We start from the raw sequence: 21,233 nt of genomic DNA, 5'->3' as shown, positions 1-21,233 counted from the left end.
CTCTACCCTCTTTTCGGCGGTTTCGGTCCCATAAACTGATAAAAATACGTTTTCAGCATTCCATTATATATTTTCCGGTTTTTATCTGCCTTGCGTCCAAAGTATCGTTCTGCGTCCTCATAACTTGTAATCATGTACGCCGACCACGAATCCAGGAGTCGGAAGCTTTCTCCAAACTCGCGATAAAGCTCCGGAAGGTTCTTTTTCTCTTCCAGACGTTCCCCATAGGGCGGGTTCGTGATAATAAAACCATATTTTTTCGGATGTCTCAGATCCTTCACCGCTCGCTCCTGAAAATGGATCAAATGATCCACTCCTGCATCCTTCGCATTCTGTCTGGCAGCCTTCACCGCCTCTGCATCAATATCATAGCCTTGAATATCCACTGAAACATTCACATCTACCAGATCATTTGCCTCATCCAATGCATCATACCAGGCCTTTTTGGGAATCAGATTATCCCATTCTTCCGCAAGGAAAGAACGGTTCATCCCCGGAGCCATATTCGCTGCCATCATCGCCGCCTCAATCGGAAATGTTCCACTTCCGCAGAAAGGATCTACCAGAATCCGCTCTTTCTTCCATGGTGTAAGCATGATAAGAGCGGCAGCCAAGGTCTCTGTAATCGGTGCCTTCACTTTCATCTGACGATATCCTCGCTTATGCAGTGATACACCCGAAGTGTCAATTCCGATCGTGACAACATCTTTCATCAAAAAAACACGAATCGGATAAGATGCTCCGTCTTCCGGGAACCATTCCAGCCCATAGTATTCCTTCAGCCTTTCCACCATTGCTTTCTTCATAATGGACTGGATATCGGAAGGACTAAATAGCTTACTCTTAACAGACGCTGCTTTTGTCACCCAGAATTTTCCGTTTTTCGGTATATATCTCTCCCATGGCAGAGCTCTGGTCTTATCAAATAATTCTTCAAACGTCTCTGCCTTAAAAGCGCCCACCTTCAAAAGAACGCGTTCTGCCGTGCGCAAAAAAATATTCGCATCGCAGATTGCCTGCGCATCTCCCCAGAAACTTACTCTTCCATCATCAACCGACGCTATTTCATACCCCAGATCAAGCACCTCTCTTTTAAGAACCGATTCCAGTCCAAAATGACAGGGTGCAATCAACTCCATTTTTTCCATGTGTATCCTCCAGTTTTTCTTCCATTCTATATTACGTTTACTGATACTGTTTTGTCAACACTTCCCTGCAAACAAAAAAACGTCCTTTGGACGTTTTTATCTATATATGATATTAGAATCAGGGGATGCAGTGCCTGTTTAACGGCACCACATCCCCAGCCTTTACAGCAGTACTCTAGTATTTGTCACTTCCCGCATTCCGGTTCTGACCAGCATTGTTTCTGTCAGATACATTTTTGTCCGCTGCGTTTCTTCCTGACGCATTTTTGTTAGACCCATTCCTGTCTGACGCGTTTCTGTTTGATGCATTCCTGTCTGATGCATTTCTACTCTGTTCGTTTCCATACGAAGAATACGAATTTTTGTTTGTGCTGCTCTCTGATGAGCTATAATTCTTTGCCATTTGATATTCCTCCTGCCTGATTTAATAAACATTTTCCGGCTACAAGCACCACTTGCTTGTATCTGGTACAGACTATAGTATCTCCCGGCATTTCCTTTTTATGCGAACCTTAAGGATTTTTTAATTTTTGCTTGATTTTTTTACCAGTTTATATTATACTGATTTCTGTAGAGAGAACACTTTCTACAACCCCTTATTAATTATTTATACTCCCCTCAAAAGACCGGTAGCTCCCCTATCGGTCTTTTATTGTACCCTTCTATTCCTTTGATCCTTTTATCAATTTTATCAGTAGCATAATGATCAGTATCGGAATCACAACTGGTGCAATCAGGCTGACTAATCCGGTGATTATCGAAACGACAACGCAGATAATACCCACAACAACCAGCACAAGCAACAGCTTTTTCCACCATGTATCAAACCGGAACACTTTCACCTGGTTCGTACTGTAATCCTTTCCGGCCCCACCGGCTGCCCCATATCCACTGTTCGATTCATAAATATACTCTCCGCCATTCTTCGCTTCCTCGGAGTCAATGATCGTCTTCGCAATCACCCAGGGATCTCCCAATTCTTCCAGTATCTCCTGTTCGCTTCGTCCCTTTCTCATCTCTTCATTGATATATCGTCCGTAATATTCTACATTTTCCCGTACCACATGCGGTGAAACATTCTGATCGAGTGCTTCTCTTAATTTTTCCAAAAATTCTGTTCTGCTCATCCTTGTTCTCCTCTATACTCTCCAACTGGCTTTATCCCATCTGAAACAAACTGCATTTTCCAAAATCCACTCTCTGTTTCAAAAAAAGACCTTAGACTTAGCGTAGCATAAAAGCTTCCACTTTCCAAGTCTAAGGTCTTAAAATTATATTATGATTTTCTATGCTTTTTCTAAAATTTCCACTTTATCCCACAGAGTTTTAAACTTCAAACAGAAGATCTCCATAAGAAGGCATCGGCCATACTTCCTTATCCACAATCATTTCCAGTTCATCCACCGGTTTACGAAGTGCTGCCATTGCCGGTACTACACTGAAATGATAAAATTCAGACTGAACTTTTCCTTCTTCTTTTTCAGCAGCTTCTTCTGTAATATCAGACAGAGCAGACAGAGCTTTCTTAGCCTCTGCAAGAAGTGCTGTCACTTCAGAAAGCATCTCTTCCTGAACAGAAGCATCTGCTCCTGCCTCTTTAACTGCGATTACAGTATCAGCGAGAGTCTTTGTATATTTCACAACTGCCGGGATAATCTGTTTTGCAGCAATGTCAATCATCGCTTTCGCTTCAATATTAATTGCCTTGGCATAATTCTCGTATTTAATCTCAGCTCTGGACTCCAGTTCCGCTTTGGTAAATACATGGAATTTACCGAACAAATCTACCGCTTTATCAGTTGTAAGCGCCGGAATTGCTTCCACCATGGACTTAATGTTCGGAAGACCGCGTTTCTCAGCCTCTGCAACCCATTCGTCCGAATATCCATTGCCATTGAAAATAATTCTCTGATGTTCCGTCAGATATTCTTTGATTAAGTTATGTACTGCAACATCAAAATCTTCTGCTTTCTCCAGAACATCACATGCCTCAGAAAAAGCTTCTGCAACGATTGTGTTCAATACAACATTCGGGCCTGCAATCGAATCACGGGAACCTACCATACGGAACTCGAATTTATTTCCCGTAAACGCAAACGGTGAAGTTCTGTTTCGGTCAGTTGCATCTTTTGTCAGATCAGGAAGTGTTGACACACCTGTCATCAATTTACTTTCTGCAAGGCTGTGTGTTGCCTCTCCTGTACTGATCAACTGTTCCACAACATCTTCAAGCTGCTCACCAAGGAATACAGAAATAATAGCCGGAGGTGCTTCATTTGCTCCCAATCTATGATCATTACCAGGATCTGCCGCAGACTCACGAAGCAGATCTGCATGGGTATCTACCGCTTTCAAAATGCAGGCAAGTACCAGAAGGAACTGGATATTCTCGTGTGGAGTTTTTCCCGGATCAAGAAGATTAATTCCGTCATCTGTTGTAATAGACCAGTTATTATGTTTACCAGAACCGTTAACACCGGCAAACGGTTTTTCATGAAGAAGACATTTCATGCCATGTTCGCATGCAACTTTTTTCAGTGTCTTCATTACAATCTGATTATGATCTACCGCAATATTTGCCTCGGCATAAATCGGTGCAAGTTCGTGCTGTGCCGGGGCAACTTCATTATGCTGTGTTTTTGCAGCCACGCCAAGTTTCCAGAGTTCCTCATTTACATCTTTCATAAAAGCAGCGATTCTCTGACGAATCGTTCCAAAATAATGATCGTCCAGTTCCTGCCCTTTCGGAGGCATTGCTCCAAACAATGTACGTCCTGTATAGATAAGATCTTTTCTCTGCATGAATTTCTTCGCATCTACCAGAAAATATTCCTGTTCAGGACCAACAGATGGTGTCACTTTCTTGGATGTTGTATTTCCAAATAAGCGAAGAAGCCTGATTGATTCTTTATTAATCGCTTCCATCGAACGAAGAAGTGGTGTCTTCTCATCAAGCGCCTCACCGGTGTAAGAGCAGAATGCTGTAGGAATACAGAGGATTGCCCCACCTGCATCTTTTCTCACAAATGCCGGTGAAGTGCAGTCCCACGCTGTATAGCCCCTCGCTTCGAAGGTGGCACGCAGTCCGCCTGACGGGAATGAAGAGGCATCCGGTTCACCTTTGATCAGTTCTTTTCCGGAAAAACTCATTAATACTTTACCACTCGGCAGCGGTGCTGAAATGAAAGAATCATGCTTTTCAGCAGTCACACCGGTGAGCGGCTGGAACCAATGTGTATAATGAGTAGCACCTTTTTCAATTGCCCATTCTTTCATCTCATGCGCAATTACATCTGCAGTTGCAAGATCCAGCTCTTTCCCCTCTTCAATTGTCTCTTTCAGTTTCTTATAAACTTTCTTTGGCAGTCTCTGCTGCATAACAGTATCATTGAATACATCTTCGCCAAAAATATCTGCCACATTAAACAGTTCACTACTCATAACTACCTTCCTTTCCTGATACAAAAAGTGAGGGCATCCCGCCTTATGCGGAACGCCCTCGTTCATGTTCTAAATATATTTGCTTTTTAGATACGTTTACGATACACTCTTTTTTCAAAAAATGCAAGACAATTTTTCCTTTTTGTGGATTTTTTCACAAATCATCATAGCATCTTATGCGATTTTCAACATATCCACCAATACTTTCATGGATTATACTTCAAATAACAGATCCCCGTAAGAAGGCATCGGCCACATGCTCTTGTCCACAATCATTTCGAGTTCATCAACGGGTTTTCTTAATTGTCCCATCACCGGAACTACTTCCTGCATGATAAAATACGCCTGTTCTCTTCCGATTTCTTTTTTCGCTACTTCATCCGTCACGGAAATAAGCTTCTCCAATGCATTTTGTGTATCTGTCAACAGTTTCGATGCCTGTACAAGCAATTTGTCCTGTACGACTGTGCTCGCATTCGAATTCGCCTGTTTCACCTGATTAATTGAATTCGCGAGAGAAGTCACATAATGGATCACCGCCGGAACGATGTGCTTACTTGCAATATCGATCATAGAACGCGCCTCAATATTCACTGCTTTGGAATAAGTCTCGTATTTAATCTCAGCGCGTGATTCCAACTCAGCACGGGTAAACACGTCAAATTTTTCGAACATCTGAACCGTATCTTCTGTGGTCAGATACTCCACAGATTCAACCATAGTTTTGATATTCGGAAGGCCACGTCTTTCCGCTTCTTTCACCCATTCCTCGGAATATCCATTACCATTGAACACAATTCTCTGATGTTCAGAAGCATACTGCTTGATCAGATTGTGTACAGCCATCTGAAAATCATCCGCCGCTTCCAGCACATCACACGCATCCGAAAACGCTTCCGCAACGATTGTATTCAAAACAACATTCGGAGCAGCTACAGAATCTCTGGAACCCACCATACGGAATTCAAATTTGTTCCCTGTAAAGGCAAATGGTGAGGTTCTGTTGCGGTCAGTTGCATCCTTAGCAAAATCCGGAAGTGTACTCACACCCGTATGCAATTTGCCGCCCTTCAAGCTGTGTGCCGCTTCCCCAGTATTGATCAGCTGTGTAAGTACATCCTCCAACTGTTCCCCAAGATACGCTGAAATAATTGCCGGCGGCGCTTCATTTGCCCCCAGCCGATGATCATTTCCCACATCCGATGCCGATTCTCTCAAAAGCTCCGCATGCCGATCTACTGCACGTAAAACACAAGTCAGAACCAGCAGGAATTGAATATTCTCGTGCGGGGTTTTTCCAGGATCAAGGAGATTGATTCCATCATCCGTAACTAAAGACCAGTTATTGTGTTTTCCGGAACCATTCACCCCTTCAAATGGCTTTTCATGAAGCAGGCAATGCAGATTATGACGATACGCGACCTGTTTCAGCGTCTCCATCACAAGCTGGTTGTGGTCAACAGCCACATTACACTGCTCATAGATCGGTGCAAGTTCATGCTGTCCCGGAGCTACTTCATTATGCTGCGTCTTAGCAGAAACTCCCATTTTCCAGAGTTCTTCATTCACATCTTTCATAAAAGCTGCAATTCTTTCACGGATTGCTCCAAAATAATGATCGTCCAGTTCCTGCCCTTTCGGAGGCATTGCGCCAAACAACGTACGTCCTGTAAACACCAGATCTTTTCTCTTCAAATATTTATCCCGATCCACAAGGAAATACTCCTGTTCAATTCCAACTGAAGGAATCACTTTCTGAGAAGTTGTGTTTCCGAACAATCTCAGAAGGCGAATAGATTGTTTATTGATTGCTTCCATGGAACGAAGAAGCGGTGTTTTCTGATCCAGCGCCTCGCCTGTATACGAGCAGAATGCCGTCGGGATATAGAGAATAGCTCCGGTCCCCTCTGGATCCTTTTTCACAAATGCCGGCGAAGTACAATCCCACGCTGTATAGCCCCTTGCCTCAAACGTAGATCTGAGTCCTCCCGACGGGAAAGAAGATGCGTCCGGTTCTCCCTTAATCAATTCTTTACCCGAGAACTCCATCAGTACCTTCCCATCCGATCTGGGCGCAGAAATAAAAGAATCATGTTTCTCTGCTGTCGCTCCGGTAAGCGGCTGAAACCAGTGCGAATAATGAGTTGCACCTTTTTCAATCGCCCACTCTTTCATCTCATGCGCTATTACATCGGCCGTTGTCGCTGCCAGTTCTTTCCCCTCTTCAATTGTTTTCTTCAGTTCCTTGTAAGTTTTTTTCGGAAGACGTTCCTGCATGACAGCATCATTAAATACATTTTCCCCAAAAATATCAGCTACATTTACTACACTACTCATATGTTTCCCTCTCAGATTCTTTCATTCTTATTTCCGGCAGTTATCCCTCTGCCTAATATTATCAAAAAGGAGTCTTGCAGTTAAGCAAAACTCCTTTTATACCATTTTTCATAGGACATCCTTGTCCATTTTCCAAATGATTATTCAGCTTTTCCCACAGAGCCAAATAATTCCATTTTTTCTTTTACTTTAGCAACAATTGCTTCTGCACCCGGTTTCAAAAGTTTACGAGGATCAAATCCTTTTCCTTCCAGGTCTTTACCAGCTTCAATATATTTGCGAGTAGCTTCTGCAAATACGAGCTGACATTCTGTATTAACATTAATCTTAGACACACCAAGATCAATTGCTCTCTTAATCATATCATCCGGAATACCTGTTCCGCCATGAAGCACTAACGGGAGATCTCCGGTAAGCTGCTGGATTGCATCCAAAGTTTCGAAGCTGAGTCCCTGCCAGTTAGCCGGATATTTTCCATGGATATTACCAATACCAGCCGCAAGGAAATCTACTCCAAGGTCAGCAACCATCTTGCACTCGTTCGGGTCTGCGCATTCGCCCATACCAACAACGCCATCTTCTTCTCCACCGATAGCTCCAACTTCTGCTTCAAGAGACAATCCCTTTTCAGCACAAATTGCTACCAGTTCTTTTGTCTTTGCGACATTCTCTTCAATCGGATAATGAGAACCGTCAAACATAACTGATGAGAAACCTGCTTCGATACATTTCATACATCCGTCATAGCTGCCGTGATCCAGATGAAGTGCTACCGGAACCGTAATATTCATTTCTTCCAGCATACCATTCACCATACCAACAACTGTCTTGTATCCGCACATGTACTTTCCAGCACCTTCAGACACACCAAGAATAACCGGTGATTTTGTTTCCTCTGCTGCAGTTAAAATTGCTTTTGTCCACTCAAGATTGTTGATATTAAACTGTCCTACTGCATAATGTCCAGCTTTTGCTTTCTGAAGCATCTCTTTTGCTGATACTAACATTTTCATTCCTCCACTTCTCTGATGGCATTAAAAAAGGCTGACCCCCAGGGGAATCGAACCCCTGATTCGACCGTGAGAGGGTCGCGTCTTGACCGCTTGACCAGGGGGCCAGGTGATTTACCTCACTCGCTTATTGTATCTCATTTTCCACTAATATACAAGTGTTTTTTTTATTTTTTTACTTTTTTTACTGTTTCAATAGCGAAAGTCCCCGTTTTCGCAGGCTATTTCTCCTTTTTCTTTCTTCCTTCTAAAGACAGATCTTTTACACTTTTTGCAGGCACGACAATAGTCAGACCGCGCTGACAATTATAAATATTCACTTCATCATGCTCTCCTCCGAATTCACCGTCCAATGTCCATGGAATCTCTTCCACTGACTCAAAATGGATTTCCTTGGTTCGAAAAGAATACATATATTTCGTATCGATCTGGCTAATCAGAAGCGCTGCTATAATTTCCTGAAGTGCTATCGGATTTTTCGGTGTTTTAATCAGTGTTACTTCAAATTCCCCATCATCAAATATGACGTTTTTCCCGATCATATTGCGAAATCCACCGACTGAACGCGAATTTGTTACCATTCCGAAAATAAATTCATCCTCAAATTCCTCTCCGTCATGCGATACTTTGATTTTATAAGATGGAATATCAAAAAGCCTTGTCATTCCTTCAAGAAGATATGCAAGATGCCCCAGAATGTTCTTCATCTCCTGTTTTGTCTGGTAAGAAACATCCGTAAACAGGCCGAAAGCTGCAATATACACAAATACATCGTCATTAAATTTTCCGATATCACATCCGAACTCCGCTCCGCTGACTGCAGTATCTGCAGCCTGAAGCAAATCTTTCGGAATATGAAGGCTATTAGCAAAATCATTTGTAGTTCCGGTAGGAATGTATCCAATCGGCACTTTTTCTGTTCTCTCCATCATTCCGGTCACAACTTCATCTAACGTTCCGTCTCCTCCGCTGCAAATAACCCTGTCATATTTTTCAGTAAAGGATACAACCTTTCTGTACGCATCTTTATAGCTCTGAGTCGGATAGACCACCACCTCATATCCTGCTTTTACGATAATGTCAAGAATATCCGACAGTTTCGGCTTCAAAAGTTCTTTTCCTGCATTCGGATTATAAATGAATAATGCTTTTTTCATACAGACACCTCCTGATCCATTTCCCCTTCCTCTCCACCCCAAGGCAGTCCGCCGAATCATTTCTACAGACGTTGGGCAAACATTTAAAAAAAGGCATGGCTATCCATGCCTTTTCCAGATTACTTATTTATTCTTTACATTGACAAGAAATGTTTCAATTCCTTTCGCTGCTTCCTCTTCATCTGCCCCGTTGGCTACAACAGTAATCTCTTCACCTGGGGTCAACCGTAAACTCATCATGCCCATAATGCTCTTTGCGTTGACCTGCTTGTCAGCAACTTCTATGTACACTGTGCTTGAATACTGACTTGCTTCCTGAACAAGAAGCGCAATCGGTCTGGCATCTAATCCTTCTGACAATTGAATCGTTATCGGTTTTTTAATCATAATGCTCCTCCTTGCTTTGCCCTTAACTCTTCTGCCATTTCACTTAATTTTCTCAATCTGTGATTCACACCTGACTTACCAACAGGCGGGGTCAGCAGACTTCCCAGTTCCTTCAAAGATGCCTCCGGATATGTAAGTCTTGTAAGGGCCATATCCTTCAATCCTTCCGGCAGCTTATCCAGTCCTTTTGTTTCCTGTATATATCTTATATCATCGATCTGCTTAACAGCAGCGGAAACCGTTTTATTGATATTCGCAGTCTCACAGTTTACCTTACGGTTCACCGTATTCCTCATATCTTTCAGGATGCGCACATTCTCAAATTCCATCAATGCCACATGTGCCTCCATGACGTTAAGCACATCCGCAATCTGTGAACCTTCTTTTAAGTATACTACAAAAGATTTCTTCCGCAGTACGATCTTGCCATCCAGTTCGAAGCACTTCATAATCTTCTGTATCTGCTCTGCCTTCTCTCTCGTAGCGCATACGATTTCAAAGTGATACGACTTTTCCGGGTCGCTCATGGAACCAGATGCCAGAAAAGCGCCTCTTATAAAAGCTCGCTTGCAGCACGTCTCCTGAATTACAATATTCCGCACCACAGAAAGTTCTTCTTCAACCTCTCCGTACTGATCGATCAACTTCGTCGCCTGTAATATTCTGAGTGCTGCATCATGCTCTTTTACAACGATATAATATGACACACTTCCCTTCATACGGTTCGTGCGTATTGCGATATCAGTTCTTATATTAAATGTTTTTGTTAATAAAGTAAAGCACTTTCTTGCAACTGACAGATTTTCTGTATGAATTTTTAAAGAATACCGGCCTCTACTGTCAATCATAACCCCGCCGCAAATACTGATGATTGCAGCAGTTTCGGCGATACGGCAATGCCTGGCACTACCCAAATGATGCGAAAGCTCTTCTTTTACATTTCCCGAAAACGACATTTTTCCTCCTACTTTGCTTTCACCACAGCATCTTTAGCCAGATCTCGGTGTTCCTTCTTTAATCCATAATCTTCTTCCGTTACAGTCAATCTGTCATACAAAGCATTTGCAATTGTAACAGAACGGTGTTTCCCTCCTGTACATCCAATTGCTATCACTAGCTGATGCTTCCCTTCAGCCGCATAATTCGGCATCAAAAATTGAACCATATCTACCAGCTTCTCCAAAAATTCTCTGGCAAGCTCATTATTCATCACATACTCCTGAACAGGCTTGTCATTCCCACTCTGCGGGCGAAGCTCGTCTATATAATACGGATTCGGAAGAAACCTGACATCAAAAACCAGATCCGCATCATTTGGGATTCCGTATTTAAATCCGAATGACAAAACGGTAATATAAAGGTTCTTATATTCACGGTTTTCAACAAATATTTTACTTAGTTCTGCCTTTAATTCTCTCGTAAGGAGCCTGCTGGTATCCAGAATATAGTTTGCGCGTTTTTTCAGGAATCCCACTTTCTGCCGTTCTAATGCAATTCCCTTTTCTACTCGTCCCGCGCCAGCCAGCGGATGATTTCTTCTCGTCTCTTTGTATCGTTTGATCAATGTTTCATCCCGTGCCTCTAAAAACAGGATCTCATACGGGATTTGAGCGAGATCCATCTCATTCAGGATATTTTCCAGTTCATCCAGATTCTGTCCGCTTCGGATATCAAGTCCAAGCGCAACTTTATTAATCTCTCCATTTGGCACCATAAACAGTTCCGTAAGTTTTGACATCAACGGAATTGGCATATTATCCACGCAAAAATATCCCATGTCTTCCATCATTTTTAATGTGGTACTCTTTCCCGCTCCTGACATCCCCGTCACAATCACGAATCTCATCCTAAAACTCTCCAATCTGTTTTACTTCCGGCTCCAATGTCACGTTTGTCGTTTTCCTGACTCGGTCAATCACCTCTCCAATCAGGCTTTGTACATCCGCTGCCGTTGCATTCCCCGTATTAATCACAAAGCCACAATGTTTTTCTGACACTTGAGCACCCCCGACCGAAAATCCTTTCAATCCGGCATCCTGGATCAGTTTACCGGCGAAGTAGCCTTCCGGTCTTTTAAATGTACTTCCCGCGCTCGGATATTCCAGCGGTTGTTTTGTGACCCTTTTTTCCCGGAGTTCTTCCATTTTTGCCCTGATTTCATCTTTTTTCCCACCGCTTAAAGCGATTCTGGCTGACAGCACAATATACCCCTCCGTCGGGACAATACTGGTACGATATCCCAGCTTCAACTCTTCAGCCTGCAAAGTAAGAATTTTACCTTCCTTCGTCAAGACATCCACAGAAACCAGTACATCTTTCATCTCTCCTCCGTAAGCACCGGCATTCATGACAACAGCTCCTCCCAAGGTACCCGGAATCCCGGCAGCAAATTCAAACCCGGTCAATCCGGCTCCCAGTGCAGCAGATGCAATCTGAGCCAGCGAGCTTCCTGCTCCCGCAGCAATCATATTGTCCGACACTTCGATCTGATTCATCGATTTGAAAATCTGGATCACCACTCCACGACATCCTTTGTCACCCACAAGAAGATTACTCCCATTTCCTACTATATAATAAGGAGTTTTCTCCCGTCTGCAAAGTCCGATTATCAATGCGATTTCTTCTGCATTGTTCGGTCTTATAAAATAATCCGCCGGACCTCCAATCCGAAATGTCGTATGATTCTTCATTGGTTCGTCTTTTAGAATTCTTTCTTTATCTATTAGTGTAAACAGTTCATTTTCAAATTTACTTTTCATGTCAATCTCCTGCTTCTCTTCGTTTTCAATCCTATTAATCATACACTAAATTTTCCTTGAGTTCAATGCGCTCTTGCAAAATGCCCGAAAATGCGTTATATTGGATAACAAATACCAATTTATAAAGGAGTTGATTTACACTGTGGACTCGAGTGACGTCACGCAAATAATAATCTTATTCATTCTGCTGATTCTTTCCGGATTCTTTTCTTCCGCAGAGACAGCACTTACAACTGTAAACAAAATACGAATGCGCGCCCTGGCAGATGAAGGCAACAAGCGCGCGGTCACCGTACTGGAGATAACAGAGAATTCCAGTAAAATGCTGAGTGCAATTTTGATCGGCAATAATATTGTCAACCTGGGAGCCGCCTCTTTGACCACGACCCTGGCATATAGCCTCGGCGGATCAGCCGTCGCATTCGCAAGTGCTCTTCTGACCGTATTTATTTTGATTTTCGGTGAGATTACTCCAAAGACAATGGCTACCATCCACGCCGAAAAGTTTTCTCTGCTCTATGCACCGTTCATCCGCGTTTTCATTAAGGTGATGACACCGGTCATTTTCTTGATTAACATTTTATCGAACGGAGTATTATACTTGCTGAAAGTTGATCCGAATGCTAAAAATGATGCAATGACAGAGACAGAACTGCGCACGATCGTCGATGTCAGCCATGAGGACGGCGTGATTGAATCAGAAGAAAAAGAAATGATTTACAATGTATTTGATCTGGGAGACGCTAAAGCAAAAGACGTTATGGTTCCCAGAGTTAATGTAACTTTTGCAGATGTCAACAGCACTTACGAGGAATTAATCCACTTATTCCGCGAAGACAAATTTACACGTCTTCCGGTATATTCCGAGTCGAAAGACAACGTAGTAGGCACCATTAATATGAAGGATTTACTCCTTTTCGACAACAACAAAAAGGAATTTCACATACAGGATATTCTTCGCGAGGCATATTTCACATATGAATATAAAAACATTTCCGAGCTTCTCGTGGAAATGCGTCAGGCTTCTTTCAACATTGCCATCGTCCTTGATGAATATGGTGAAACAGCCGGTTTGATTACATTAGAAGACATTCTGGAAGAAATCGTTGGAGAGATTCACGATGAATATGACGAGAATGAAGAAGAAAATATTGTCGCCATAAACGAGCTTGAATATATTGTGGAAGGTTCTACCAATCTGGATGATCTGAATGACAGCCTGGATCTGCGTCTTGAATCTGAAGATTATGATTCCGTAGGCGGTTTTATTATTGAACGTCTTGACCGACTTCCTGAAGAAAATGACGAAGTCACTACCGAAGACGGAATCCGGATGGTTGTTGAAAAATTGGACAAAAACCGGATTGAGAAAGTCCATCTCTATCTGCCATCTTCCAAAGAAAGTGTATAATTTTATCATATAGTATGAAAAAAGGTCCTGACGGACCTTTTTTTCATACTTTTATTCACCTGCAAGCCGCAGAATATCTTCAATTTCTTCTTCGCTTACTCCCATCAGCTCCACCAACTCGTCTACACTGATCTTTCTCCCCATTTCTTCCGTCAGCTTTTTAATCTGCTCATCCAGATTATTGACCTTTTCTACCATTTTGCGATCCTGAAGCTTCATCTCCGTCTGTGATTCCAGAAGGGCCTGCATGCTTTCACGCGCCATAAGGAGTATCGTTTCTTCTTCTTCCGTCTGGCTTGCCGCCAACATCATCCCCATATTTCCTTCTTGTATCAGATCACCAATAAACACTTCCGGGCGATGCATTTCTTTTGCCATCTCTACAATTCTCGGCAGCAACGCAGCAAACGGCTCGTCCCCTTTCATCACCTGTAGTTCCTTCTCATATACTGCCAGATACTGTTCTTCTTCACTGCTGAATACCGAATTTCCTTCCTTTCCGGACGCAGCGATCACGCTGCCCCCGGCTTTCACGTATCCCTTTACAATAACTCTCTGAGACAACAGATAATCAAATACCAGTTCCATCTGTTCCGGTGTAAGGTTATCTTCCTGAAAAAATGCCTCCACCTCCTCTTTCAAAACCACATTTTCTTTTGATTCGCATATCTTCAGAATTCCTGTCAGTTTCTCACGAAATTGTAACTTTTCCGCCATATTTATTTCCTCCAGCTTTAACATTTTATCCTTTTTCTTTGTATATCGATCTTCTAAGACGCTTCATACTCTATAACGGGATACTCACGATAACCGTAGGATACCCCGCCATTTTCAGTCGCCGCTCCATAGTCGCCGCCTCATCCAGTGTCCGATATCTTCCCACCTGTACCCTGTCAAATTGTCCCTTATCATCAATATATGCCGGGAAGTCCTGTTCTGTCAACTCCCTAAGCAATCTCTCTGCGTAAACACTGTTTCGAAAAGCCCCTACCTGTACCCGCAGCTCTGTATCCGGCTGTGTCTGTCCGGTCGTTCCTACATTCAATGTATCCATGATCCCATCTGCAATCGCCGATGCAATATCATTAAAATTTTCGTCAAACAGTTTGTTGTCCGTATCTGAATTCATAAATCCGACCTCCACCAGAACCGCCGGCATTTGCGTTCTCCGAAGAACCACCAGATTAGGACGTGCCTGCACTCCAAGATTAACAAATCCTACCGTTTCCAGTTGGGCATTGATATTTTTTGCCATCTCATATTTGATGCCGGAAAGATCATATACAAGGCTCTCCACTCCCATGTACTGGTTCGGAATTGGACTGGAATTTCGGTGTATTGATATGAAGAAATCCACTCCTGCCTCATTTGCCTCCATCGCTTTCTGATATGGGCTCTCATAAACATCCGTTGTTCTCGTATATTCTACATCAATTCCGTTATTTTGTAAAATCTCACCAATAGCAAGTACAAGGTTCAAAGTATCATCTTTCTCCTGTCGTCCCATATAGACTGCTCCCGGCTCTTCCCCACCGTGTCCTGCATCCAGCATAATTGAATACGGCATTTCTTTTCCTCACAAGAAATCTTTTCCTTATTAATATATGCAAAATGCCATCCCTCGTTCGCCCCTTCTCTTGACTACACTCCATCAGAGTGCTACAATAGACAAGTAAACACGGGGTGCTTGCAGAAGCAGGCTGAGAGTAAGCTGTATTGCTTTAACCCATAACCTGATTTGGATAATGCCAACGTAGGGAACAAATTGCTTTTATACTGCGATACCGGTTGGTGTACCGCAGTTTTTTTGTTCTATAATAGCTTTATTCCATAAGGCACCCACCGCGACCGATTGGGGGCACCACCTTCTGCCGCGGTGAATAGGAGTTTTCCTATTCAGGTAACCAAAGCCGGATACCTCCGGCGCCATTTTCATATTTGAAAACAAGGAGGAAAACGAGATGTCAAATTACACAACACAGATGAATGCCGCACGAAAAGGCATCATTACCCCACAAATGGAAATTGTTGCTCAGAAAGAGCATATGGATGTGGAGGATTTAAGAAAACTGATTGCAAAAGGAGAGGTAATCATTCCATGCAATAAAAAACATACCAGCTTAAGTCCGAGCGGTGTCGGAGCCAAGCTGACCACCAAGATCAATGTTAATCTGGGCGTATCCCGCGACTGGAAAGATGTGGATATGGAATATGAGAAAGTCCGTTCTGCAGTTGATATGGGTGCCGAAGCAATCATGGATCTCAGTTCCTACGGCGATACCCGTACTTTCCGCCGCAAATTGACAGAAACCTGTCCGGCTATGATCGGAACTGTGCCGATTTACGACGCTGTCGTTTATTATCATAAAGCCCTCGGCCAGATCACTTCTGAAGAATGGCTGGACATCGTGCGCATGCACGCAGAAGACGGTGTGGACTTTATGACCATTCACTGCGGAATGAATCGTGCTACTGCTGCCCGCTTTAAGCAGAACAAACGTCTTATGAATATCGTTTCCCGCGGTGGATCTATCATGTTCGCCTGGATGGAAATGACCGGAAAGGAAAATCCGTTCTATGAGCATTATGATGAAATTCTCGATATCTGTCAGAAATATGACATTACTATGAGTCTCGGTGATGCATGCCGTCCCGGCTGTATTGCAGATGCTACAGACACTGCACAGATTGAAGAATTGATCACGCTTGGAGAACTGACAAAACGTGCATGGGAGAAAGACGTTCAAGTAATGATCGAAGGCCCTGGCCATATGCCGATGAACCAGATTGCAGCAAATATGGAAATCCAGAAAACACTGTGCCATGGTGCTCCGTTCTACGTGCTCGGACCTCTTGTAACAGACGTTGCTCCGGGATATGATCATATAACCTCTGCGATCGGAGGCGCAATCGCCGCTGCAGCCGGCGCTGCGTTCCTCTGCTACGTAACACCTGCAGAACATCTTCGTCTTCCGAACGCAGCCGATGTAAAAGAAGGAATCATCGCAGCAAAAATAGCGGCCCACGCTGCTGATATTGCCAAAGGAGTTCCAGGAGCTGCTGATTGGGATTACAAGATGAGTGAAGCAAGAAAGCGCCTTGACTGGGAAGCTATGTTCGAACTGAGCATGGATCCGGAAAAAGCCCGCCGTTACCGTGCCGAGGCAAAACCGGAAAAAGAAGACACCTGCAGTATGTGCGGTAATTTCTGTGCTGTCAAGAATACCAATCGTATCCTTGACGGTGAGATTGTAAGCATTTTCGACGAGTAATACACAGAGATATCACTGTCGGGAGGATTGTCTGAACCACTACAATCCTCCCGACAGCAGTAAAAAACGCTCATATGAAATATATTTTCAGAATTCTAAAGGATTTTTGACAGGAATTCTTTCAGACGTTCATCCTTCGGATGCTCAAAGAATTCTTCCGGTTCAGCCTGTTCTTTCACTTTTCCTTCATCCACAAAAAGAACACGCGTTCCCACTTCTTTCGCAAATCCCATCTCGTGCGTGACGACTACCATAGTCATTCCGTCTCTGGCGAGTTGTTTCATAAGTTCCAGTACCTCTCCTACCATCTCAGGATCAAGAGCTGAAGTCGGTTCATCAAACAGCATCACATCCGGATCCATTGCCAGCGAACGCACAATTGCAATCCTCTGTTTCTGCCCTCCTGAAAGTTGGGAAGGATAAGAATTCGCTTTCTCTTCAAGATTAACAAGTTTCAAAAGCTCCATAGCTCTTGTTTCTGCTTCCTCTTTGCTTTTTTTCAAAAGCTTGATCGGAGCAAGTGTAATATTTTCCAGAATCGTTTTATGTGGGAAAAGATTAAAATGTTGAAATACCATTCCCATCTTCTGACGGTGTTTGTCCAGATCCACATTCTTGTCCGTAATATCTACATTTTCAAAATAAATGTGTCCTTCTGTTGGGACCTCAAGCAGATTCAACGAACGGAGAAATGTAGATTTTCCCGAACCCGAAGGCCCCACGATCACAACCACTTCACCTTTTCTAATTTCTTCATTGATTCCATCTAGTGCATAAAAATCGCCAAAGCTCTTGCGGAGACCTTCAACACGGATTAAAACTTCTCCATTAGTGATCACTGTTTCTCAGCCTCCTCTCCAGCAGACTCACGAGTTTCGTGAAGATCATCACCATAATCAGATAGATCAGCGCCACTGCCATCAACGGCATGAATGCATCGAATGTACGGCTTCTGATAATGTCGCCGCCCTTCGTCAGATCCTGAAGAGCGATATATCCGGAAACCGAAGTTTCCTTAAGCAGAACAATAAATTCATTTCCGAGCGCCGGTAGTACATTCTTAAATGCCTGCGGCATAATAATGTAAAACATTGTCTGCCGGTAATTAAATCCCAGGCTTCGTCCGGCTTCAAACTGTCCGTTATCGACAGACATGATTCCTGAACGGAAGATCTCAGCCACATACGCACTGGAGTTCATTCCAAATGCAAGAATTGCAACCAGTTCTTTGCTTATATCTCTTGCGCTTCCAAAAATAACAAAATAAATAATCAAAAGCTGCACAACTACCGGCGTGCCACGAATCACCGTAATATATGCCTGGCAAAGAGCATTCAGTATTTTCATGCGTCCGGTTTTATCATATGTCGAACGTACAATGGCAAGAAGGAATCCCAATACCACACCGATTATTACAGCACAGAAGGTTACAACTAATGTAACCTTCAGTCCATCTGCGATATAATGCCATCTGCTGTCTTCTATAAAATTCGTATAAAAACGTTCTTGTAAACTACCCATCATGGTTCCCGCCAATCTGTCTATCCACTAATCTGTGATATATTTTGAAATAATTTCATCAAAAGTTCCGTCTTCTTTTAATTCTTTAATCGCAGCATTTACCTTTTCAAGGAGCTCATCGTTTCCTTTTTTTACTGCCATTGCATAATCTTCTTCCACATACTCTGTTTCCAGTATTTTCAAACCTTCCACCTGTTCTGCGAAAGTCTTTGCCGGCTGGTCGTCGATAATCACAGCATCTACTTTTCCCTGCGCCAGAGCCTGTACTGCTTCCATACCTTTGTTGTAACGCTCGATATGTTCATCACCATAATCATCTGTTGCATAAATATCACCGGTTGTCCCCTGCTGAACACCGATCTTGATCTTATCTCCTGCAAGGTCATCCGGAGAAGCAATCGTACTTCCTTCCGTAACAATAATAACCTGGCGTCCGGTATAATATGTGTCTGTAAAATCTACCTGTTTCTTTCTCGTATCATCTACCGTGATGCCTGCAACACCAAGATCTGCTTTACCGCTCTGTACAGCAGACAGAATAGAATCGAATGCCATATCTTCAATCTTCAGTTCCATCCCGAGTTTTTCGGCAATCGCTGCTGCAAATTCTGCATCGATTCCCACAATATCATCACCTTCATAATATTCATACGGTGGGAATTCAGCATTTGTAGCCATAATCAGGGTTTCGGTCTCTTCTTTTGTTTCTCCGTTATTTTCTTCTTTTTTAGATCCACAAGCTGTCATCGTCAAAGCGCAGGTAAGGACAAGCGCAAGACTTACTAATTTTTTCATTTTCATAATCTTTTCCTCCATTCTATCATAGACACTTCGCATTGGTATTATTGTATCACTTTTTTTCTAAAAGTAAAGTGGTTATTTATACATTTATATGCATAAACAACCACTTTTTTCTATTCAATATGCAGAATTATAGTTTTTTATCCGTCACACTTAGCCCCAGATAATAAAATAAAGTAACACCAGCACACCGAGTGCAATCCTGTAGTATCCGAACACTTTGAAATCATGCTTCTTGATATAAGACATCAGAAACTTGATAGCAAAAACAGATACAAAGAACGCAACCAGACATCCCGTGATAAGAATTGCCACTTCCATTGCCGAGTAATGCAGTCCGAACTTAATCATTTTAAGCGCACTCGCCCCAAACATGACCGGAATCGCAAGATAAAATGTAAATTCTGCTGCAACATACCTGGATGTACCAAGAAGAAGTCCTCCCAGAATCGTAGCACCGGAACGGGAAGTACCCGGAATCATCGCAAGTACCTGAAATAATCCTATGTAAAGAGCTACCGTATATGGGAGTTCCGAAAGTTTCGTAATAATCGGACGCACATGTGCATTTCTCTTCTCAATCACAATAAACGCAATACCATAAACAATAAGCATAATCGAAACGACTACATAATTATACAAATACTTATCCAGGACATCATCAAACAGGAAACCGATAATAGCTGCAGGAATACAAGAAACAATAATCTTAGACCAAAGATTCAGTGTATTCTGCCTTTGTTTGGCCGTCTTCCGTTTCGAAAACGGATTCAGTTTATGGAAATATAACACCACAACCGCCATGATAGCTCCGAGCTGAATTACCACCCGGAACATCTCCATAAACTCATCAGATACAGACATATGAAGAAATTGCTCTACAAGAATCATATGTCCGGTACTGCTGATCGGAAGCCACTCCGTAATTCCTTCAACAATACCCAAAATAATTGCAATTAAAATATTCAACATCTTTTTTCCTCTTTTCTCTCACAGTATTTATTTTATTCTATGAAAAACATCCTTCGGTATTACCTGCTCCAGGGCGATTTTTTCAATCGCTTTTGCCGCTCCGTCTTCTTCATTCGATTCCGTAATGTAGTCAGCAGCATTCTTTACCTCATTTGTTCCGTTTTCCATGGCAACTCCTACTCCCGCCATACGAATCATTTCGAGATCATTGCTGCCGTCGCCACATGCCATTATTTCTTCCGCCTTAATTTTCAATAGTTCTCCCAGTCGAAGCAGTCCTGCACCCTTATTAACTCCTTTCGCATTGATTTCCAGATTCCTTCCCAAAGAACTGCTGATAGAAAGAGAATCCGCACAATCTTCAATCCGCTTTGCCGCGGCCTTCTGTTCCTCTGTATTCGCAAATAAAGCGTGCACTTTATCCATGCCATGACCATCCATTTCTATGATCTTCTCCCAAAGATTCGGAACAACGATACGGGTATTTCGTATATAATCGGCCATCGGTTTTGATAGGATATACCGGTCAATTTTTGCAAGTTCATCCGCCTGCACATATCCCTGCCCGTCAAAATAAATCTCTCGCATTGTGTCATATTCTTCAAATATCTTCACTACCCGAATCGCATCTTCATATGGCACAAGATTCTCATAAAGTATCTTTTGATACTGCATATCAAGAATTCTTCCTCCGTTAGCAGTCACTGCATAACGCATGCCCGGTATCTCTTTCAATTCTTTTGGAATTCCTGTAATCGGTCTCCCCGTTGCAACAAGCACAGTTACACCCGCATCCAGAGCACGGCAGATTACATCCCTTGCATACGCCGTCAATTCTTTTCTGTCATTCAGCAATGTTCCATCCAAATCCAGACCTACCATTTTAATTTTACTCATTTTTATTCCATTTTCCTCGATTTTTCAAGATTTCCTGTATATCAGCTCTTTTACTTTCATATCATAGTATAACAAAGTTTGCTAAATAAAGCAATTTGTAGTATAATATTATAGACTCAT

The 21,233-nt window shown here is 42.7% G+C and carries 20 protein-coding genes and 1 tRNA gene; 2 read left to right on the top strand and 19 right to left on the bottom strand.

What is annotated here, in order from left to right:
- Positions 1-2 precede the first annotated feature (2 nt).
- From ACTNBF_RS04905 to murB, 12 genes are all read right to left on the bottom strand, one after another.
- Positions 3-1,148 (bottom strand): THUMP domain-containing class I SAM-dependent RNA methyltransferase, encoded by a 1,146-nt coding sequence (locus ACTNBF_RS04905; RefSeq protein ID WP_427807797.1) that lies wholly within the window; start codon positions 1,146-1,148, stop codon positions 3-5.
- Between the two features lie 162 nt (positions 1,149-1,310).
- On the bottom strand, positions 1,311-1,493 hold the full coding sequence (locus ACTNBF_RS04900; RefSeq protein WP_427807799.1) for a hypothetical protein: 183 nt from the start codon (positions 1,491-1,493) through the stop codon (positions 1,311-1,313).
- Positions 1,494-1,810: 317 nt separating this feature from the next.
- Positions 1,811-2,275 (bottom strand): DUF1700 domain-containing protein, encoded by a 465-nt coding sequence (locus ACTNBF_RS04895; protein ID WP_427807801.1) that lies wholly within the window; start codon positions 2,273-2,275, stop codon positions 1,811-1,813.
- 199 nt (positions 2,276-2,474) lie between these two features.
- Entirely contained in the window at positions 2,475-4,589 is a 2,115-nt protein-coding gene (locus ACTNBF_RS04890; RefSeq protein ID WP_427818814.1) for a glutamine synthetase III, read from the bottom strand.
- Between the two features lie 213 nt (positions 4,590-4,802).
- On the bottom strand, positions 4,803-6,926 hold the full coding sequence (locus ACTNBF_RS04885) for a glutamine synthetase III (protein WP_427818813.1): 2,124 nt from the start codon (positions 6,924-6,926) through the stop codon (positions 4,803-4,805).
- Positions 6,927-7,066: 140 nt separating this feature from the next.
- Positions 7,067-7,933 (bottom strand): class II fructose-1,6-bisphosphate aldolase, encoded by an 867-nt coding sequence (gene fba, locus ACTNBF_RS04880; protein ID WP_427807807.1) that lies wholly within the window; start codon positions 7,931-7,933, stop codon positions 7,067-7,069.
- Positions 7,934-7,971: 38 nt separating this feature from the next.
- A tRNA-Glu gene (locus ACTNBF_RS04875) sits at positions 7,972-8,043 on the bottom strand.
- A 114-nt stretch (positions 8,044-8,157) separates the two neighbouring features.
- Positions 8,158-9,093, bottom strand: a complete 936-nt coding sequence (locus tag ACTNBF_RS04870) for a diacylglycerol/lipid kinase family protein (protein ID WP_427807809.1) — start codon at positions 9,091-9,093, stop codon at positions 8,158-8,160.
- Positions 9,094-9,216: 123 nt separating this feature from the next.
- Complete coding sequence (locus ACTNBF_RS04865; RefSeq protein WP_427807811.1) at positions 9,217-9,480, bottom strand: HPr family phosphocarrier protein; 264 nt, start codon at positions 9,478-9,480, stop codon at positions 9,217-9,219.
- The gene (gene whiA / locus ACTNBF_RS04860) at positions 9,477-10,436 is read right to left on the bottom strand and encodes a DNA-binding protein WhiA (RefSeq protein WP_427818812.1); all 960 of its coding nucleotides are present in this window, start codon (positions 10,434-10,436) and stop codon (positions 9,477-9,479) included. The genes ACTNBF_RS04865 and whiA overlap by 4 nt, the downstream gene beginning before the upstream one ends.
- A gap of 8 nt (positions 10,437-10,444) precedes the next feature.
- Positions 10,445-11,326, bottom strand: a complete 882-nt coding sequence (rapZ, locus tag ACTNBF_RS04855) for an RNase adapter RapZ (RefSeq protein WP_427818811.1) — start codon at positions 11,324-11,326, stop codon at positions 10,445-10,447.
- 1 nt (position 11,327) lies between these two features.
- Complete coding sequence (gene murB / locus ACTNBF_RS04850; RefSeq protein ID WP_441088854.1) at positions 11,328-12,239, bottom strand: UDP-N-acetylmuramate dehydrogenase; 912 nt, start codon at positions 12,237-12,239, stop codon at positions 11,328-11,330.
- Between the two features lie 142 nt (positions 12,240-12,381).
- Here murB and ACTNBF_RS04845 point away from each other — a divergent pair, with 142 nt between their 5' ends.
- Positions 12,382-13,650 carry an HlyC/CorC family transporter gene (locus tag ACTNBF_RS04845; protein ID WP_441017885.1) on the top strand — a complete coding sequence of 423 codons (1,269 nt, stop codon included), beginning with the start codon at positions 12,382-12,384 and terminating at the stop codon, positions 13,648-13,650.
- A 51-nt stretch (positions 13,651-13,701) separates the two neighbouring features.
- Here ACTNBF_RS04845 and ACTNBF_RS04840 read toward each other — a convergent pair whose 3' ends face one another.
- Positions 13,702-14,367 (bottom strand): sigma-70 domain-containing protein, encoded by a 666-nt coding sequence (locus ACTNBF_RS04840; RefSeq protein WP_441088833.1) that lies wholly within the window; start codon positions 14,365-14,367, stop codon positions 13,702-13,704.
- A 70-nt stretch (positions 14,368-14,437) separates the two neighbouring features.
- On the bottom strand, positions 14,438-15,217 hold the full coding sequence (locus tag ACTNBF_RS04835; RefSeq protein WP_427818810.1) for an N-acetylmuramoyl-L-alanine amidase: 780 nt from the start codon (positions 15,215-15,217) through the stop codon (positions 14,438-14,440).
- 394 nt (positions 15,218-15,611) lie between these two features.
- Between ACTNBF_RS04835 and thiC the strand changes: the two genes are divergently transcribed.
- Positions 15,612-16,922, top strand: a complete 1,311-nt coding sequence (thiC, locus tag ACTNBF_RS04830) for a phosphomethylpyrimidine synthase ThiC (protein WP_427807823.1) — start codon at positions 15,612-15,614, stop codon at positions 16,920-16,922.
- Between the two features lie 95 nt (positions 16,923-17,017).
- Here the strand turns inward: thiC and ACTNBF_RS04825 are convergent, their stop codons facing one another.
- The 5 genes from ACTNBF_RS04825 to ACTNBF_RS04805 all read right to left on the bottom strand — a co-directional run bounded on the left by ACTNBF_RS04825 (position 17,018) and on the right by ACTNBF_RS04805 (position 21,113).
- Positions 17,018-17,761, bottom strand: a complete 744-nt coding sequence (locus tag ACTNBF_RS04825; protein WP_427807825.1) for an amino acid ABC transporter ATP-binding protein — start codon at positions 17,759-17,761, stop codon at positions 17,018-17,020.
- Complete coding sequence (locus tag ACTNBF_RS04820) at positions 17,751-18,446, bottom strand: amino acid ABC transporter permease (RefSeq protein ID WP_427807827.1); 696 nt, start codon at positions 18,444-18,446, stop codon at positions 17,751-17,753. The genes ACTNBF_RS04825 and ACTNBF_RS04820 overlap by 11 nt, the downstream gene beginning before the upstream one ends.
- Positions 18,447-18,470: 24 nt before the next feature.
- The gene (locus ACTNBF_RS04815) at positions 18,471-19,244 is read right to left on the bottom strand and encodes a basic amino acid ABC transporter substrate-binding protein (RefSeq protein ID WP_427807829.1); all 774 of its coding nucleotides are present in this window, start codon (positions 19,242-19,244) and stop codon (positions 18,471-18,473) included.
- Between the two features lie 153 nt (positions 19,245-19,397).
- The gene (locus ACTNBF_RS04810) at positions 19,398-20,216 is read right to left on the bottom strand and encodes an undecaprenyl-diphosphate phosphatase (RefSeq protein ID WP_427807831.1); all 819 of its coding nucleotides are present in this window, start codon (positions 20,214-20,216) and stop codon (positions 19,398-19,400) included.
- Between the two features lie 27 nt (positions 20,217-20,243).
- Positions 20,244-21,113 (bottom strand): Cof-type HAD-IIB family hydrolase, encoded by an 870-nt coding sequence (locus ACTNBF_RS04805; protein WP_441088832.1) that lies wholly within the window; start codon positions 21,111-21,113, stop codon positions 20,244-20,246.
- Between the last annotated feature and the right edge of the window lie 120 nt (positions 21,114-21,233).

Origin of the sequence: Bariatricus sp. HCP28S3_A4, assembly GCF_052066395.1 — a bacterium.
Taxonomy (GTDB): domain Bacteria; phylum Bacillota; class Clostridia; order Lachnospirales; family Lachnospiraceae; genus Allocoprococcus.
Note: the sequence above shows the minus strand (reverse complement) of the source record. Positions and strands in the feature narration are given on the sequence as shown.